At 48.4% G+C, this 17,540-nt stretch carries 12 protein-coding genes; 9 read left to right on the forward strand and 3 right to left on the reverse strand.

What is annotated here, in order from left to right:
- Positions 1-36 precede the first annotated feature (36 nt).
- Entirely contained in the window at positions 37-1,662 is a 1,626-nt protein-coding gene (locus AC3B6P_RS08335) for a dihydroxyacetone kinase subunit DhaK (protein WP_489805935.1), read from the forward strand.
- 44 nt (positions 1,663-1,706) lie between these two features.
- On the opposite strand, the gene AC3B6P_RS08340 is transcribed toward AC3B6P_RS08335, so the two are convergent.
- Positions 1,707-2,768 (reverse strand): alpha/beta fold hydrolase, encoded by a 1,062-nt coding sequence (locus tag AC3B6P_RS08340; protein WP_489805671.1) that lies wholly within the window; start codon positions 2,766-2,768, stop codon positions 1,707-1,709.
- Here AC3B6P_RS08340 and polA point away from each other — a divergent pair.
- Both polA and AC3B6P_RS08350 read left to right on the forward strand, forming a co-directional pair.
- Positions 2,762-5,539: a DNA polymerase I gene (gene polA, locus AC3B6P_RS08345; protein ID WP_489805672.1), complete on the forward strand. Its 2,778-nt coding sequence runs from the start codon at positions 2,762-2,764 to the stop codon at positions 5,537-5,539. The two genes, AC3B6P_RS08340 and polA, sit on opposite strands and share 7 nt — an antisense overlap.
- Before the next feature lie 19 nt (positions 5,540-5,558).
- Entirely contained in the window at positions 5,559-6,182 is a 624-nt protein-coding gene (locus AC3B6P_RS08350) for an SCO family protein (RefSeq protein ID WP_489805673.1), read from the forward strand.
- 72 nt (positions 6,183-6,254) lie between these two features.
- Here the strand turns inward: AC3B6P_RS08350 and purD are convergent, their stop codons facing one another.
- On the reverse strand, positions 6,255-7,487 hold the full coding sequence (gene purD, locus AC3B6P_RS08355; protein WP_489805674.1) for a phosphoribosylamine--glycine ligase: 1,233 nt from the start codon (positions 7,485-7,487) through the stop codon (positions 6,255-6,257).
- A gap of 63 nt (positions 7,488-7,550) precedes the next feature.
- Between purD and xseA the strand changes: the two genes are divergently transcribed.
- Both xseA and AC3B6P_RS08365 read left to right on the forward strand, forming a co-directional pair.
- Positions 7,551-9,074 carry an exodeoxyribonuclease VII large subunit gene (xseA, locus tag AC3B6P_RS08360; protein ID WP_489805675.1) on the forward strand — a complete coding sequence of 508 codons (1,524 nt, stop codon included), beginning with the start codon at positions 7,551-7,553 and terminating at the stop codon, positions 9,072-9,074.
- Positions 9,071-9,442: a hypothetical protein gene (locus AC3B6P_RS08365; protein ID WP_489805676.1), complete on the forward strand. Its 372-nt coding sequence runs from the start codon at positions 9,071-9,073 to the stop codon at positions 9,440-9,442. The genes xseA and AC3B6P_RS08365 overlap by 4 nt, the downstream gene beginning before the upstream one ends.
- A 79-nt stretch (positions 9,443-9,521) precedes the next feature.
- On the opposite strand, the gene AC3B6P_RS08370 is transcribed toward AC3B6P_RS08365, so the two are convergent.
- Positions 9,522-12,182 carry an Rne/Rng family ribonuclease gene (locus tag AC3B6P_RS08370; protein WP_489805677.1) on the reverse strand — a complete coding sequence of 887 codons (2,661 nt, stop codon included), beginning with the start codon at positions 12,180-12,182 and terminating at the stop codon, positions 9,522-9,524.
- A gap of 631 nt (positions 12,183-12,813) precedes the next feature.
- Here AC3B6P_RS08370 and AC3B6P_RS08375 point away from each other — a divergent pair.
- From AC3B6P_RS08375 to AC3B6P_RS08390, 4 genes are all read left to right on the forward strand, one after another.
- Positions 12,814-13,674 (forward strand): N-acetylmuramoyl-L-alanine amidase family protein, encoded by an 861-nt coding sequence (locus AC3B6P_RS08375; protein WP_489805678.1) that lies wholly within the window; start codon positions 12,814-12,816, stop codon positions 13,672-13,674.
- A gap of 214 nt (positions 13,675-13,888) precedes the next feature.
- Complete coding sequence (locus tag AC3B6P_RS08380) at positions 13,889-15,463, forward strand: 2-isopropylmalate synthase (RefSeq protein WP_489805679.1); 1,575 nt, start codon at positions 13,889-13,891, stop codon at positions 15,461-15,463.
- Between the two features lie 58 nt (positions 15,464-15,521).
- Positions 15,522-16,289: a sulfite exporter TauE/SafE family protein gene (locus AC3B6P_RS08385; protein ID WP_489805680.1), complete on the forward strand. Its 768-nt coding sequence runs from the start codon at positions 15,522-15,524 to the stop codon at positions 16,287-16,289.
- Positions 16,290-16,471: 182 nt separating this feature from the next.
- The gene (locus tag AC3B6P_RS08390) at positions 16,472-17,515 is read left to right on the forward strand and encodes a rod shape-determining protein (RefSeq protein ID WP_489805681.1); all 1,044 of its coding nucleotides are present in this window, start codon (positions 16,472-16,474) and stop codon (positions 17,513-17,515) included.
- Positions 17,516-17,540 lie beyond the last annotated feature (25 nt).

Here is a 17,540-nt window from a genome sequence, read left to right on the forward strand (position 1 = left end):
ACAGTTTAAATAGTCCATGGCTATAAGAGGTTTATGATGAAGCGTTTCTGTAACCACCGTAATCTCATTGTTAAAGAAGCTATAAATGGTCTGATTCGTTCGTCATATGGCGTGCATTTGCAGAAGTTGCATGGCGATGAAGGTGTGAATGTCGTCCTGCGGAAAGATTGGGATAAAAGCCGCGTTGCTATTGTCTCGGGGGGAGGTTCTGGTCACGAGCCTGCTCATGCTGGGTTTGTTGGCGAAGGGATGCTGACAGCAGCTGTTTGCGGTGCTTTATTCGCTTCTCCCAGTGTTGATGCCATATTGGCCGCCATTCTGGCTGTTACGGGTGAGGCAGGCTGCCTCCTTCTGGTCAAGAATTATACGGGAGACCGCCTGAATTTCGGCATTGCTGCTGAGCAGGCCCGGGCAATGGGCTATAAGGTTGAACTCGTCATGATTCATGATGATATCGCCTTGGGGCAGACGAAAAAGGCCCGAGCCATTGCCGGCACGGTTCTTGTGCAGAAGATTGCCGGTTATAAGGCAGCGCAAGGTGCCTCTCTGGAAGAAGTTACCCATTATGCTCGTGAGGCTGTTGAGGGTGTGAAGTCCCTTGGTCTTGCTTTGACAGATTGTGATGTTTTTGAACCTGACCATTGCAGTCGCCTTACAAAAGGCGAGATTGAATTGGGGCTGGGGATTCATGGAGAGCCAGGTGCCAAACGTTTATCTATGGCCTCTCTTGATGAGTTGACAAACCATGTTATCGAAACACTAGCTCCTTCTTTACAGGATCAAGAGCTGATCCTGATGGTGAATATGCTTGGTGCTGTCCCGGTTATTGAGGCACAGGCAATCATGGATTCAATTGCAAGAAACGCGTTTTCGTCCCGTATTAAATGGGTGATTGGTCCAGCGCCTCTGATGACCGCGCTTGATATGGTCGGTTTTTCATTGACGATCATGCCAGCAAGCAAAATCTTTGTAGAAGCACTTTCAGCCAAAGCAGAAGTGCCGAGCTGGCCTGGGATTGTGCCGTTTGAAGCCCAGATTCCCTCAGTGCCCATGCCGGAACTGCCAGAGACCTTCAGATATTCTCCCTCTTCTAATGCTCTAATGGAAAAAGCGATCAAGGAGGGGGCCCGTATCCTTGAAGAAAATGAACAGGCTTTAAATGCTTTGGACGAAAAGATTGGTGACGGTGATGCTGGTTCCACGTTTGCTGAATCAGGCAGGCAGATTCTCAAGGCCCTTCCACGTCTGCCTCTCAATTCTCCCAAAGAGTTATGCGAGACCTTGAGTAACCTTCTGGCGCGCTATTCTGGTGGTTCCAGCGGTGTATTGCTCTCAATCCTGTTTTCAGCAGCAGGTCGTCATGAAGACTGGAAAGAAGGATTACTAGCTGGTGTGAAGCTCATGCAGCATTATGGTGGTGCTTCCTTAGGGGACCGTACTATGATTGATGCCCTTCTTCCTGCTTTTGAAGCACTTCAGAAGACTGGAAAATTATCTGATGCAGCATGTGCAGCACGTGCAGGTGCAGAGCGGACAAAATCCATGAAAGCCAAAGCAGGACGTGCCTCTTACGTTCCAGAAGACCAGCTCGCATCTATCCCTGATCCCGGTGCTGAAGCGATTGCACGTTTGTTTGAAGGGCTTGAGAAAGCCTTTTCCTGAAAAAAATATGTCTCTTCCGGCAGGACTGTAATATCTGCCTGAAATCAGGGATTATGGGGCATATCCTCCCATAGGGCGGCAGTAATATCGCCGCCTGATGGCAGGAATTTATCAGGTGTCAGGAGCCATGAGGTGATATCAGCACTGACTCGCGTGCGATTTCGGCTCAAAAGATGGTAGCCATTATCCAACAGGTCAAACCGTGTTGTGGAGGGTAAGGTCTTTCGCATGAAACTATAAGCGCGAGGCGGGACGAACTGGTCATGCATGCCCCATATAACGAGCAAGGGCATGGGGGCTTCAGCCAGGTGGGCAGATGATTCTGACATCAGATCTGTCAGGCCATAAAGAGCATGTACAGTTGTGTCGTGATGCGTTAAAGGGTCAAAATAAAGACGTCTTAATGCACGGTAATTATCAGATGCCACATGATGTCCCGGCACGTCAGATTCCGTTAGGACCATCTCAGGTGTCAGTCCATTCCAGATTGTGAGGAGAGGTTTTAAAGGGAAAGGGAGGGTCATAATGGCAGGAGAGAGCAAAATCGTTCCTGACAGAAACTCTGTGCTTTTCGCACTGAGTAAAGCTAGTGCGCCTCCCATACTTTCACCCATGAGATAAAGGGGCACTTCAGGATAATTTTGATGAATCCAAAGAGTTTCTTCTTTTACGTCATGGATCAATAGAGGGATAGGTGCCCATCTTACGCTGGGTGTGACAGCCCCAAACCCCCTGATATCAGGGGCAATAATCATAAAGCCCTGACGGTTTAAAGCAGGAGCAATGACCTCCCAGGCATCACGGCTATCATTAAAGCCGTGTAAAGCCAGGATAATGCCCCGGAGTGAAGAGGTCGCTTTATAAAAACGCAATGGGATGAGTGTGCTGTCACGCATCTTTAATGTTCTGTCAGGGGGGATCAGGACACTTTCCTGCTCTGTATGAGGAAGGTTTTGAGGAACAGGAGGTGTTGCGCAAGCTGAGACACAGAGAAAAAAGAGGATTATGCTCTTTGACGGGCATTTTAAAAAATGTGTGAATATCGCTATCATAGGCGCATAAGTAAAGGTCATAGAGGCAGAGAGCCAGGAGAGTGAATGTGACATCAGCAAAAAAACATATAGTGCTGGTCGATGGGTCTGGATTTATTTTTCGGGCTTTTCATGCCCTGCCTCCTATGAGTAGCCCCGATGGTACACCTGTCAATGCTGTCTATGGGTTTACCAATATGCTGTCACGCCTGCTTAAAGAATATGAAGGTCAGCCGGTTGCGGTTGTTTTTGATGCGGCTCGTGAGACATTCCGTAATGAGATTTACCCTGATTATAAGGCGCATCGTCCTCCTGCTCCAGAAGATTTAGTTCCCCAGTTTGCTCTTATCCGTGAAGCCACAGAGGCCTTTAACCTTCTAGCAATTGAACTTCCTGGTTGGGAGGCTGATGATCTGTTGGCAACATATGCACGTCAGGCTGTTGAACAGGGAGGGGCGTGTACGATTATTTCCTCAGATAAGGATCTGATGCAGCTTGTGCGTCCTGGTGTCCGGTTAATGGACCCAATGAAACAAAAGCCCATTGGAGAAGCTGAAGTCGAAGCAAAATTCGGTGTGCATCCTTCTCAGGTGGTCGATGTTCAGGCCCTTATGGGGGATTCGACTGATAATGTGCCTGGTGTCCCGGGTATTGGTCCCAAAGGGGCGGCTCAGCTGATTGGGGAATATGGAACGCTTGAGGCTGTGCTAGAAGCGGCTCCGGGCATGAAACCCTCAAAAAGGCGGCAAAATCTCATTGATTATGCTGAATCTGCGCGTATTTCGCTCAAACTTGTGCAGCTGGCTGATGATGTGCCGGTGCCTTATAATCTTGATGAAATGGAGTTGCGTAAGCCTGATGAGGCTGTTTTACGTGCCTGGCTGGAAAAAATGGGTTTCGGGTCAATTCTCCAGCGTTTGGGCCTGAAAAATGGAAAGCCAGCCAGTGCGGTTGCCGCAAGTTCTTCGTCATCGCGGGATGTGAAAATAGATAAAGAGCTTCTTCAGACGGCCATAAAGGATATTCCTTACGGTCCCTATGAAAGCATAACATCGCTGGCACGCTTGAAAGAATGGGTCAGGGAAGCCCAGATAAAGGGTGTTGTCGCCGTTGATACAGAAACAGATAGTCTTAATGCTCGCAAAGCGCAGCTGGTAGGGATTTCTCTTTGCGTATCAGCTGGGAAGGCCTGCTATATTCCCTTGCGTCATGAAGGTACATTGGAGGCTCCTGTTCCCAACCAGCTTTCTGTTGAGGAAGTGATCGCATGTCTTAAACCTCTGATGGCTGATGAAACTGTTTTGAAAATCTTTCAGAATGCGAAATATGATCTGACAGTTTTCGCTACCGCTGGGTTGGGCCATATCACACCGATAGATGATACGATGCTGCTTTCTTATGCGCAGTCGGCTGGTGAGCATGGTCAAGGGATGGATGAGCTCTCTCATCTGCATCTTGGGCATGACCCTATTTCTTATGACGAGGTGACAGGCACAGGGCGGCAACGTATCTCCTTTGCGCAGGTTCCTCTGGAAAAAGCGACTGCTTATGCGGCTGAAGATGCTGACGTCACGTTAAGGTTATGGTCTGTTCTGCGTCCTTCTTTGCGGGAGCATCAGGCCGTGACATTATATGAAATGATGGAAAGGCCCCTGATTAACGTCCTGATGCGTATGGAGGATGAAGGGGTTCGGGTCGATGCAGTAGAATTGCGCCGTTTGTCAGAAGATTTCAGTCAGCGTATGGCATTCATTGAGAAAGAGCTTCATGAGCTTGTTGGTCGTCCTTTCAATTTAGGGTCTCCTAAACAGTTAGGTGAGATTCTTTTTGATGAAATGAAACTTCCTGGTGGAAAAAAGACTAAAACCGGCTCGTGGGGGACTGATTCCAGTGTGTTGGAAGAGCTGGCAGGACAAGGTCATGAATTGCCGGTCAAAATTCTTGCTTGGCGTCAGATGGCGAAATTGAAATCCACTTATGCAGATGCCCTTGTCAAATTAATGGATCCGCAAACACAGCGCGTTCATACCACATTTCATATGGCAGGGACGTCAACAGGTCGTCTTTCATCCAATGAGCCGAATTTACAGAATATTCCGATCCGGACCGAAGAAGGGCGGCTTATCAGGCAGACTTTTATCGCGTCTCCCGGACATTTGCTTGTCTCAGCTGATTATAGTCAGATCGAGCTGAGGCTTCTGGCTGATGTTGCCAATATTGAGCCACTGATAGAAGCCTTTCATCTTGGCCAGGATATTCATGCTCGCACGGCTTCTGAAGTATTTGGTGTTCCACTTGAAGAAATGGATAGTCTGACAAGGCGGCGTGCTAAGGCAATCAATTTCGGAATTATTTATGGCATATCCGCCTTTGGGCTGGCGCGTCAGCTTCAAATCTCGCCAGGCGAGGCCAAGAGCTATATAGAAACATATTTCCAGCGTTATCCAGGTATCCGTACTTATATGGAAAACGCCAAGGAAGAAGCTCGTTCTTTGGGGTATGTAACAACCCCATTTGGGCGCCGCTGCTATGTTCCTGGGATCAAAGATCGTAATGGTGCAAGACGTGGTTACGCCGAGCGACAGGCAATTAATGCGCCATTACAAGGCGGGGCTGCTGATATCATCAAGCTTGCCATGGTCAGGATTGACCAGGTGATTAGGGAGGAAAACCTGCCCGGCCGGATGGTTTTGCAAGTGCATGATGAACTTCTTTTTGAAGTTCCGGAAGATAAAGCACAAAACTTTGCAGAACAGGTTAAAAAACAGATGGAGACTGTCGCCCAGCTTAAAGTAGCTCTTGCTGTTGAGACGGGTCTTGGGCGTAATTGGGCTGATGCTCATTGATGTTATGGAAGAATAGAATATGACGAATGCTAGTACTACCTTAAAACGTGGGGCATTACTGATGGGGCTGCTTTTTATCATAGCGGCTGTTATTGGCTTTGCAGCATTTGAAGTCACATCTCACATGGGACAAAAGCATCTTGTTAAATCTAATGGCAACCCTGTTGGGGGGAGCTTCAGGGTAGTTACTCTGACTGGGAGTACAGCGACTGATAGCGATTATCTTGGTCACTGGCTGTTAGTATGGTTTGTCGATCCGCGGTGCCCTAAAGAACTCTGTCAGCCTCAATTAAAAAAACTGGATCAAGCTCTGATGCGCCTAAAACAGGAGCGTCATCCAATTGTGCCAGTAGTCGTATCGCTTGATTTTTCGGCACCTGATACTGACGATTTAGAAGATTATTTCAAAGAGGCCTCTGCCAATATCATGCCTTTTTATGCAACCGAAAACATGATTCGCGCTATGACAAAGCTTTATCATGCGCCTTTAATCATGGAGCAGGGAGGTTATTTTGCGCCCGCTCCTGAATATGTTCTCATGAACCCGCAGGGACGTTACGTGTCCTCTATACCGACGGCTATTTCAGCGGAAGAATTATATGTATCTTTATCGAAATCAATGCAGCTTCCGATAAGGAATTAGTATCACTCTATTATTTTGTCGTCGTTGGGAATATTAAAAAGAGGAGGTTTGGAACCTCCTCTTTTTTTATGATTAAACGCCGATATCGCTACGCAGCATTTTATCATTCCATTGAATGGCCGCGGCTGCTTCATAGGCTCGTTTGCGGGCTTTTTCAGCTGTTTTGGCTGTAGCGCATATTGTCAGGACGCGGCCTCCAGTCGCGATGAGTTGGTTATCCTGTAATGTGGTACCTGCATGAAAAACATAAACGCCAGGTTGTGCTTCAGCTGTTTCAATGCCTGTAATAACACCTCCGGTTGCAGGTTTATCGGGATAACCTCTTGCAGCCAGCACAAGTGATAGTGATGGCTGGTCTGAAAAAGTGACACTATCATGGGAAAGGCGTTCATGGGCGAGGGCGTCCAGAGCTGGGAGGAGGTCGCTCTCAAGGCGGATAAGAAGGGCTTGCGCTTCAGGATCTCCAAATCTGACATTATATTCAATGAGTTTGGGGCCATCTTCTGTGAGCATAAGGCCGGCAAATATAACGCCTTTGAAAGGTGTTCCACGTTTGACCATTTCAGCAAGCATCGGCCTGACTGTGAGGTCCAATGCCTTTTCTTGTGCTTCAATATCAAAATTGGGTGGTGGGCAGACGGCCCCCATACCACCTGTATTAGGCCCCTTGTCACCGTCATAAGCACGTTTATGGTCACGGGCAGCACCAATCAGGACAGCTTCCTTACCAGAACAGAAAGCAAAAAGGGAGACTTCCTTGCCAAAAAGACATTCTTCAATGACAAGAGGCAATTCCAGTTTATCAATAGCTTCTTCCGCTTCCAGTAATGTCTGGGCAACGACGACGCCTTTTCCGGCGGCGAGCCCATCAGTTTTGATAACTATGGGAGCGCCCTGTTCACGGACATAGGCAATAGCTTCTTCCTTGCTGGTTTCAAAGCGTTTCCATCGTGCTGTAGGAATTGATGCTGCATCAGCGATTTCTTTTGTGAAGCTCTTGCTGCCTTCAAGCTGTGCTGCGGCCATGGACGGACCTGCACAGGCAATGCCTGCTTTCTCACACTGGTCAGTAATGCCGGCGACGAGGGAGACTTCAGGCCCCGGAATAACGAGATCAATTTTTTCTTTCTGTGCGAAAGAAACAAGCCCCTCAATGTCATCAGCCTTGATATTGACGCACTCGGCAATTTTACTCATTCCGGGATTGCCAGGAGCTGCATAGAGTTTTGTGAGGAGCGGAGAACGGGAAATAGCTTGTGCCAAAGCATGTTCCCTACCACCAGATCCTATAAGAAGAACACGCATGAGACTATCCTTTATCAGAAATTCGGGCTTCGTTTCTGTGTTTCTTTAGCATAAAATAGTGTCATGATGGAGAGCGCTTATAGTGATAAAGCAGATGAGTCTGCTCAAAAGATATCGAATATCACCGAATATTCTGTTTCAGATATTTCCGGCGCGATCAAACGCACCCTTGAAGGTACGTTTGGTCGCATAAGGGTGAGGGGAGAAATTACAGAACTCAAGCGCTATCCATCAGGTCATATTTATCTTTCATTAAAAGATGAGAATGCCAAAATATCAGGTGTTATCTGGCGGGGAAGTGTATCCCGTCTGGGACTTGTGCCAGAAAATGGCACTGAAGTGATTGCGACGGGACGTATTTCCTCTTATGGGGAGCGTTCGAGTTACCAGCTTATTATTGACAGGCTGGAGTTTGCTGGTGAAGGGGCACTCCTTGCACGCATCGAGCAGCTAAGGCGTCAGTTTCAGCAGGAAGGTCTATTTGACCAGGACCGTAAAAAGCCCCTCCCTTTTCTGCCTCATCGGATCGGTGTGATTACTTCAAGGGCTGGCGCGGTACTGCATGATATATGTACGACATTGGCACGTCGCTTTCCATGCGAAGTCATACTCTGGCCGGTTGCTGTGCAGGGAGAGGGAGCGGCTTCACAGATTAAACTGGCTCTTGAAGGCATTGTTAAGCAGGATCTTTCTCCAGATGTCATTATTGTTGCCCGTGGTGGAGGTTCGCTGGAAGATCTAATGGCTTTTAATGACGAGCAGGTCATTCGTGCTGTTGCTGCCTGCCCTATACCCATTATTTCAGCCGTAGGTCACGAGACGGATACGACCCTGATTGATTTTGTTTCTGATCGGAGAGCACCTACACCAACAGCGGCAGCAGAAATGGCCATGCCTCTGCGTTCTGAACTTGTTGCAGATCTGGCACATCGTACAGCACGTCTGACCAATAGTTTCGTTGCAATTAAACAAAGACTGCAAATGCGGCTTGAACGACTTATTGCGTCATTGCCAGATCTGCCGTCATTGCTTGATGTTGCCAGAATGCGCCTCGATGACCGTAGTCAAAGACTATTTCTGGCCTTGCCGGCACAGTTGATGAGGGCGCGTGCTGCTCTGAATGATAAATCCTGCACACTTCCTTCATTGGCTTATCTTCTTGAAAGAAAAAATATAACTCTTTTAACGGTGCAGGAATCTCTTCATGCTGTCTGGCAGCAATTTATGCAGAACGAACAGATGAAGTTGCTCCGTGTTGCTCTTAGGCCGGAAGTTTTGCGAGATCGTCTTCAGTATGAAGCAATGCGATTACAGGGCGTAGGGCGCCATCTTATGGCAGTGTCACCACGTGCTATATTGGAGCGTGGATATGTTATGGTGCAGGATGAACGGGGAAAAGCAGTCACTTCTTCTGCGTCATTGAAAAAGAAGGCTCTGATATCCCTTCACTTTGCTGACGGAAGACGTGAGGCCCGGCTTGACCCGTCTTTGTCAGAGACAGAAGTCGTGGAGAAAACGAAATCTGTCAAGAAAATGGTGCCTAAAACAGCGAAAATGCAAACAACACAAGGCGAGTTGGAGTTATGACAGTTTCATTTAAGGAAATAGCGATCCTGTCTTGTTTATGTCTCTTGGCTTCCTGTGCACATAAGCCTGTCCCGGGGCCGGTGACCGGGCAGAGTGTGCAGCCACAGACATTTGCACCAGATATGGTCGCTGGTAATAATGACAATATTCCCCCTGCTTCCTCTGCGCGCCGTAAAAAATTTAATGTGCCATCAGCTCCCTTGACGACGCCTTTATGTGGTTCGGCTTTGCAGGAGCAGGCCCAGACAGGGCAGAAAATTTATGCCCAGAGTTTGGCAAGTGGGAATAATTGTTCAATGAATGCGTGTTTTCAGCCCCTGACAGGGGTGTATATCTCCCAGACGGGTAATCCTGTCGTTTGCAGATAGGCTGGGTAAGTAAAATAAATTGATGTCATTAAAAATGGCCGGAACGATTAAGTCCGGCCATTTTTTAAAGGAATCTGGATTAGCGTTTCCACCATCCAACACGTCTTTTGCCTGGACGCGCTTCATCAACATTAATCGGCTGTGGTGCTGCCCTGTTTTCTTCCAGCACCGGCTTTGTTTCCTCTGTAACTGTTGGTTTCGCCTCTTCGGTCTTCTTGCGTGAAGTCGTTGTGCGGCGTCGGCGTGCAGGTTTCTTGACCTCTTCAGCCTCGGCAGTGATTTCAGGTGAAAGAGTCTCTGCTACATCAGTTTGAGACCCCGCTTCCTGAACAGCTTTTGCTGGACGTCGCCGTGTTGGTCTTGCAGGTTTAGCAGCTACTGCGGTAACTGCTTCTTCAGGAAGAGTGATGACTTCCTCAGTGATCACTTCTTCCGTTTTGCGATTGCGGGTAGGGCGTCTTCCCTGGCGGCGCCTGGGTTTTTCCTCTCCAGTCGCTTCTGACTGTTCTGCCACGACCTGCCGTGATTGCTTCGTGTCGTTCAGTTCCTGCTCGTCATGCTGCTCAATGGCTTCAAAGATATCATATCCACCAAATGGGTCAGCTGGCGTTGGTCCCTGATAGGCAGGACGGGGAGATTGGCTTACTGGGTTATTCCCAACGGTTTCTTCCCTGCGTTCCCTGCGGGGGTTATTCAAGCGGCGGGTACGGGTCCGGCGTCGTCCTGGAGCAAGCTCCTTGTCCTCATCAGGGATGGAAATTTCTGGTGTCTGCTCAGTAATTTCTGCTTCGACAGCAATAATGTCATCCGGTCCTACTTCTGACAGAGAGGAAAGGTTTCTGTCCTGGTGATCACGAGCCTGATTATTGCGGCGTCCGTTCCTTCGGCGACGACGGCGGCCATTCTGTTCTGAAGGCTGCTCTGCTGTCCCATCATTTTCGGGGAAATCAGAGACTGGAGCATGAGAAGGGACTTCACCTTCAGTGATCTGGATTGTCCGGAATTTTTCTGGGGCTGAAGGGCGTGTTTGTGCCCTGTTTTCAGGGATGTGCCTTTCACGACGCTGCGTTTCAGTCCACTCTATTTTTACTTTTGTTCCAACAGAAGTTTCAGCGAGTGCCTCATCGGTCTTGAATGTGATCGCGACATTATGCTGCACTTCAATCGTGTTAAGCCAGTCACGCTTTGCATTCAGCATATAAAGTGCAATGTCTGACAAGGTAGAAACACAAAGTGCTGTATTGGGGTGTCTCGCTGCTGCTTCTTCAATAGAGCGCAGGACATGTAGGGCATTGCTCTCAATACCCCGAACAGTCCCTGTGCCATGGCAGTGTGGGCAAGGGGTCAGCATTGTCTCAGCCAGAGATGGATGAAGGCGCTGACGAGACATTTCCAAAAGACCGAAATGTGAGATGCGGCCGATCTGAATTCGGGCACGATCTTGTTTCAGCGCATCTTTCAGACGGCGCTCTACCTGGACGTTATGGCGCCGGTTCTCCATATCAATAAAGTCGATGACAATCAGCCCGGCAAGGTCACGCAGCCTCAATTGTCGCGCGATTTCATCAGCGGCTTCAAGGTTTGTGCGGACCGCAGTTTCTTCGATATTACGCTGGGAGGTGGATTTGCCAGAGTTTACGTCAATCGAAACAAGGGCTTCGGTCTGGTTAATGACCAGATACCCGCCTGATTCGAGCTGCGCAATGGGGGAATACATGGCATCAAGGGCTGCTTCAACATTGTAATGAGAGAACAGTGTCTGCCCTCTATTCTGCCAAAGTTTTATCTTGCGGGCATTGTGCGGGATGAGCAGTCGTGCAAAATCCCGCGCACTTTTCCAGGCTTTTTCCCCGTCGATATAAATATCTTCAATATCGCGTGAAAACAGATCCCGAATGGCGCGTTTGATAAGGGTAGCTTCTTCATAGACCAAAATCGGGGCGATGGAAGAGAGCGCATGAGCACGGATATCATCCCATAACTGCAGTAGATAATCGCAATCCTTGACGATTTCCTGCTCAGGGCGGCCAGCGCCGGCTGTGCGGATAATCATGGCCATGGAACGGGGCAGTTCCAGCTGGTTGATAATGTCTTTGAGGCGTTTGCGGTCTGTGTCAGAGGTGATTTTACGCGAGACCCCGCCGCCACGTAAGGCATTGGGCATAAGCACGCAGTAACGGCCAGCCAGTGAAATATAGGTTGTCAGGGCAGCGCCTTTATTGCCACGTTCTTCCTTGACGACCTGCACAAGAATAATCTGCCGGCGGCGGATGACTTCTTGAATTCTGTAATTGCGTAAAAAACGGGAGGTTTTGCGGGAGGCTGTTTCCTCATCACCTGTGTCATGCTCTCCGCTGACCATTTCTGGTGAGTCATCCTCCTCCTCGTCAAAAGACTCATCATCTTGGCTAGATATGTCTTCTGAATAAGGTTCTGATTGTTCCTGGAGGGTTTCTTCTTCCTGCAGGGCAAGAAGCTTCTCGCGGTCTGCAACAGGGATCTGGAAATAATCAGGATGAATTTCACTAAAGGCTAAGAAACCATGGCGGTTTCCGCCGTAATCCACAAAAGCAGCCTGAAGGCTTGGCTCAACACGGATGACTTTTGCGAGGTAAATATTCCCCTTTAACTGACGGCGGGAAGAAGATTCAACATCATAGTCATCAATATGTCTGCCATCCATTACCACAACGCGTGTTTCTTCAGCGTGTGTGGCGTCTATGAGCATATGTTTTGTCATAAAAGACTAAACTCCGAGGTGCGCTGCTTTATTCTGGCAGTCTTAAAATGGCACCGAAAATTGTGACGGAGACAGGGGCAGGGTATGGATGTGACATCAGAATGAGTGGAGAGCTGCCTCCCATTTTCAGAATTGATGTCAAGCGCTTTGAACAATACCGGCCCCTGCAATATGTGTCCGGCTTTTATAGAAGAGCCGGAATTACTAAAACTTCCGGGTTCTCCTCACTTTTTTGAGTTAGGAGGAGCAAACCGGTTTTAAAATTTATCTACAAACACTTTACGGCCAGGGTGAGAGATGATTCGCTCTTTATACAAGGCCATCTTCAACACCAAACAGTGGTAAAATGTCACAGTTCAGGCTCGCGGCCGCAGGGTCTCAGTCCTGTTTTGGGCGATGACGCCCACTTATTTCCGGGTGTGCACAGCCTGACGGGAAGGGCATCTGCATCGATAGCCTTAACATTATGGAAAATGGCCTAAAAAAACCGTAAAGGCAAGCTTGTTAAAACAAAACGATATTATCATGTGCTTTGTTTGTTCATGGAGAAAGAAAAATGGCTTATGATCATGCCGTAATAAGAGCAGAAACCAAGGAAAAATGCGCTAATAACGATTACTGGTAGTGATATATGTTGCGAAGACGTATTCTAACTGGATGGCTTATGGCGGTAGCCTGTCTGCCTGAAAAATTATGGGCAAATACGCGTAAGTTACCATTATCTCGGCCCATTTCCCCCAATATTTCTCATAAAGGAAGGGTGCTACATGTGCCCGCGATCAACCGTAAGGCACCTCCACCGAAACCAGTGATTATGCTTGATCCCGGACATGGCGGGAAAGATCCTGGAGCGATAGGGGTTTCGGGGACTTACGAGAAACATATCGCGCAGGCAACGGCTCATGAACTTCAGAGAATTTTGCAGGCTTCAGGTCGTTATAATGTGGTTCTGACTCGTTCTGAGGATAAATTTATTCCCCTGCAAGGGCGTGTTGAACTAGCGCATAAACATAGGGCTCAACTTTTTATTTCCATGCACGCAGATGCTCTGCTGGATCATTCTGTCAGAGGAGCAAGTGTCTATACACTCTCAAGTGGCGCTTCAGACCGTCAGACGGCGTTTCTGGCCAATAGGGAAAATAGTGCTGACCGTTTTGCCTCAGCATCCTTTCATGGTCTATCTCCCGAAGTGGAGCAGATTTTAGCTAGTCTTGTGACAGAAGAAACCAGGGCAGGCTCAGCCCATATGGCTAATAGTGTTGTCCGTTCATTCCGTAGTCGTATTAAGCTGCTGACTCATCCTTCCAGACACGCAGGATTTATGGTGCTGAAATCGGCTGATATTCCGTCTATTCTGGTGGAAATGGGCTTTATGTCCAATCGTCTGGATGAGGAGGCCTTACGGCAGGGGGCGCACCGTCAGCAGGTCGCGCTGGCAATGAAGCAGGCTATTGATGCTTATTTTTCCTCGCAGAAAAACAGATTTGGTTAATAACTATTGCTTGGGAGACTTCTAAAGTTAAATAACCTGCTTGCGTTATCTTGAATGATTGTCTAATCACTATCAGTGATATGAAATTCTGTTCTTGCCTTTTTTTACGACTTATTAGCCCCTGAGCACTCGTCCGCACGGGTTTGTCGGGCTGTGTTCAGGGGGACCGGGTTGAAAACTTCTTTTTGATTCAGTTTAGACAAGGCATATTTTCATGGCATTCCAGCATCCTTCTTTTGGTAAAATCACAGATGATCGCGTAATTATTTTTGACACGACGCTTCGTGACGGGGAGCAGTCTCCCGGTTTTTCGATGAATCTGGAAGAGAAATTACGTATTGCGCAGGCTTTGTCGGAACTGGGTGTTGATGTAATTGAAGCGGGTTTCCCTGTTGCGTCTAGCGGGGATTTTGAAAGTGTGCAGTCTATTGCTGAACACGTTAAAGGCGCTGTGATCTGTGCCTTGGCACGAAGTGGGGGCAAGCGTGATATTGAAGCAGCTGGTGAGGCGTTAAAAAAAGCTGAACGTCGTCGTATTCATAATTTCATCTCAACATCACCGCTTCATATGAAATATAAATTGCGGATGGAGCCTGAGACTGTTCTTGAAATTATCGCTGCGGGTAATCAGCAAGCGCGTCAGTTTACCGATGATGTTGAATGGTCAGCTGAAGATGGATGCCGTACAGAGCCGGATTTCCTGTGTCGTAGTGTTGAAGCCGCGATAAAAAATGGCGCAACGACGATTAATATTCCCGATACTGTCGGTTTTTCTGTTCCTGAGGAAATTCAGTCCATTTTTGCAATGTTACGCGAACGTGTACCCGGAGCTGATCAGGTCATTTTTTCCTCACATAACCATAATGATCTGGGCCTCGGCGTCGCAAATACCCTGGCGGCTCTTCAGGGAGGAGCGCGCCAGGTTGAGTGCACGATTAATGGTATTGGTGAGCGTGCAGGCAATGCAGCGTTAGAGGAAATTGTCATGGCCCTGCGTACAAGGCGTGACCATTTCGGTCTGGTAACGGGGATCACGACGGAACGTCTGCTGAGTCTGTCACGGTTGCTGGCGGGGATTACGGGGTTTGACGTGCAGCCTAATAAGGCAATCGTTGGTCGTAATGCCTTTGCCCATGAAAGCGGTATCCATCAGGATGGCGTATTAAAACATGCGGCGACTTATGAAATTATGACGCCGGAAAGTGTCGGCTGGACCAGCTCATCAATGGTAATGGGGAAACATTCAGGCCGTGCGGCCTTCCGTGATAAATTGAAGGCTATGGGCTATGATGATCTGGCTGAAGAAGCGTTTATGGATGCCTTTAAACGTTTTAAGGATCTCGCAGACCAGAAGAAAGTGGTTTTTGAAGACGATATCCGTGCCCTGATTGATGAAGGTGGTCGAAGCAATGAGCATATAAAGTTGATTGACTTAACTGTTCAGGCAGGGACAGCGCATCCGGCTAGGATTACGCTGACATTATCGATCGATGGTCGGGAAGAAACTGTTGAAACAACAGGAAATGGCCCTGTGGATGCAGTCTTTAAAGCCATTAATGAGGCATTTCCTCATCAGGCGACTTTGGGGCTGTTCTCGGTTGCTAACGTGACGCAGGGGACAGATGCACAGGCCCTGACAACGGTTCGCCTGGAAGAGAATGGGCGGCTTGTAGATGGTCAGGGGGCTGATGTTGATACGGTCGTTTCTGCGGCCAGAGCCTATCTGCATGCCCTAAATAAACTGCTCGTCAAACGTCAGCGTTCAGTGCCAGAGGATATTGCCTCGTAAACTATAGTTTTATAGGGAGCCCTCCTTGGGGGCTTCCTCCAGCTACCGGAGCATAAGTATGACACATGGGTGGGTATTTACAGCGCTGGGATTATTGGTTGGTTTCCTGATAGGAATGACGGGAGTGGGCGGTGGTTCGCTCATGACGCCTCTATTAATCTTTCTGTGTGGTTTTAAACCGCAGCTAGCAGTTGGGACCGACCTATTTTACGCTGCATTGACAAAATTTGCGGGGACACTGCTTAACCGGCATCTCGGAACAATTAACTGGAAAATTGTGGGTTTACTGTTAACTGGGAGTATTCCTGGTTCGGTGCTTTGTCTGGTTGCTCTACATTATTTTTCGGCAGATACCCTCTCATCACATTTGACCCATGTAGTATTGGGGGTTGCACTTTTAATTACAGCTCCGGCAGTTATTTTTAGACCACAGCTTCATAAATGGGCGCAGCGTTATACCGTTGAAGGCAGCCGTAAGGTGCTGGTTCTTACTTGGATGCTTGGTTTTCTACTAGGCACTATAGTGACACTTTCTTCGGTTGGGGCAGGAGCAATTGGTATGGCAGCGCTCCTGATCCTTTACCCGGCTTTACCGGTCACGACATTGGTCGCAACTGATATTGCCCACGCTGTGCCTCTGACTCTTATTGCAGGAGGGGGGCATTGGTTTGAAGGAAGTGTCGATTTTGGAGTCTTGCTACGTCTACTTGCTGGATCCATACCCGGCATTGTGCTTGGGACATTGTGCGCCGGACGACTTAATGAACGATTTCAGCGTTGGTTTATGGGAATTCTACTGCTGATTATTGGCTTAAAAATGATTTAGAAATTATTTTTACACTTTCTGCCCTGAAAGGCTTGATTCATAAGGGGGGCTTAGGGCTAATAAGGGGCTCGACTGGTTTACCCGATTTGGGGGAGCAAACTGATTGTTCCTCGTGACTGGTAAATGGTTTCTGATTAATTGTTCTGACTTCTCTATAAGAGAGGTTTTGCCAGGAGTTTCGGATGTTTTCTCGTCTGCTGGGTCTCATGTCGGCTGACATGGCCATTGACTTAGGCACAGCCAATACGCTCGTTTACGTAAAAGGCAGAGGTATCGTTCTTAACGAGCCTTCGGTTGTTGCTGTTTCTGACACTCGCGGGCGCCGTCAGGTGCTGGCAGTTGGCGATGAAGCAAAACAGATGGTTGGCCGGACTCCAGGTAATATAACAGCGATCCGTCCTTTGCGTGATGGTGTGATTGCTGATTTCGAAAGTGCGGAAGAAATGATTAAATATTTCATCCGTAAAGTGCACAATCGCAGTGCCTTTTTCAGTCCTCAGATTGTTATCTGCGTTCCCTCCGGTTCAACGGCTGTCGAGCGTAGAGCTATTCAGGAAAGTGCAGAAAGTGCAGGGGCCCGCAAGGTTTACCTGATTGAAGAACCCATGGCAGCCGCTATTGGAGCGGGTCTTTCCGTGACAGAGCCTTCTGGCAGCATGATTGTTGATATCGGTGGCGGGACGACAGAAGTTGCGGTGATCTCCCTGGGGGGGATCGTCTATGCCAGATCGGCCCGTGTCGGCGGTGATCAGATGGATGAAGCGATTATCGCCTATATCCGCCGTAATTATAATCTCTTGATCGGTGAAAGCTCTGCCGAACGTATTAAAATAGAACTTGGTGCGGCTTCCCCTCCAGCAGAGGGGGGTGACGGTCCTCTTCAGACACTCAAGGGTCGTGATCTGGTCAATGGTGTTCCGCGCGAAGTGACAGTAGGGCAGGCTCAGATTGCTGAAGCTCTTGAAGAGCCAGTTGCTCACATCGTAGAAGCGGTGGCGACTGTACTTGAAAACACACCTCCTGAGCTGGCGGCTGATATCGTTGAAAAAGGGATTGTGCTTTCAGGTGGTGGTGCGCTGCTGCACCGTCTTGATGAAGTTTTGCGTGATGCAACAGGTCTTCCAGTTATTGTTGCTGAAAATACACTTTCGTGCGTGGCTCTGGGAACAGGGCGGGCATTGGAAGAAATGCCACGACTTAAAACCGTTTTAAGCAGTATGTATTAAAGTTTCCGAAAGGGGGTTCAGCCTT

The organism is Aristophania sp. ESL1142, from assembly GCF_058107345.1.

Bases quoted from the DNA above. Each gene is read 5' to 3' on its own strand.
- AC3B6P_RS08335 (WP_489805935.1), top strand. From the start codon at position 37: ATGAAGCGTTTCTGTAACCACCGTAATCTCATTGTTAAAGAAGCTATA.
- AC3B6P_RS08340 (WP_489805671.1), bottom strand. From the start codon at position 2,768: ATGTCACATTCACTCTCCTGGCTCTCTGCCTCTATGACCTTTACTTAT.
- AC3B6P_RS08350 (WP_489805673.1), top strand. From the start codon at position 5,559: ATGACGAATGCTAGTACTACCTTAAAACGTGGGGCATTACTGATGGGG.
- purD (WP_489805674.1), bottom strand. From the start codon at position 7,487: ATGCGTGTTCTTCTTATAGGATCTGGTGGTAGGGAACATGCTTTGGCA.
- xseA (WP_489805675.1), top strand. From the start codon at position 7,551: ATGATGGAGAGCGCTTATAGTGATAAAGCAGATGAGTCTGCTCAAAAG.
- AC3B6P_RS08365 (WP_489805676.1), top strand. From the start codon at position 9,071: ATGACAGTTTCATTTAAGGAAATAGCGATCCTGTCTTGTTTATGTCTC.
- AC3B6P_RS08370 (WP_489805677.1), bottom strand. From the start codon at position 12,182: ATGACAAAACATATGCTCATAGACGCCACACACGCTGAAGAAACACGC.
- AC3B6P_RS08375 (WP_489805678.1), top strand. From the start codon at position 12,814: ATGTTGCGAAGACGTATTCTAACTGGATGGCTTATGGCGGTAGCCTGT.
- AC3B6P_RS08380 (WP_489805679.1), top strand. From the start codon at position 13,889: ATGGCATTCCAGCATCCTTCTTTTGGTAAAATCACAGATGATCGCGTA.
- AC3B6P_RS08385 (WP_489805680.1), top strand. From the start codon at position 15,522: ATGACACATGGGTGGGTATTTACAGCGCTGGGATTATTGGTTGGTTTC.
- AC3B6P_RS08390 (WP_489805681.1), top strand. From the start codon at position 16,472: ATGTTTTCTCGTCTGCTGGGTCTCATGTCGGCTGACATGGCCATTGAC.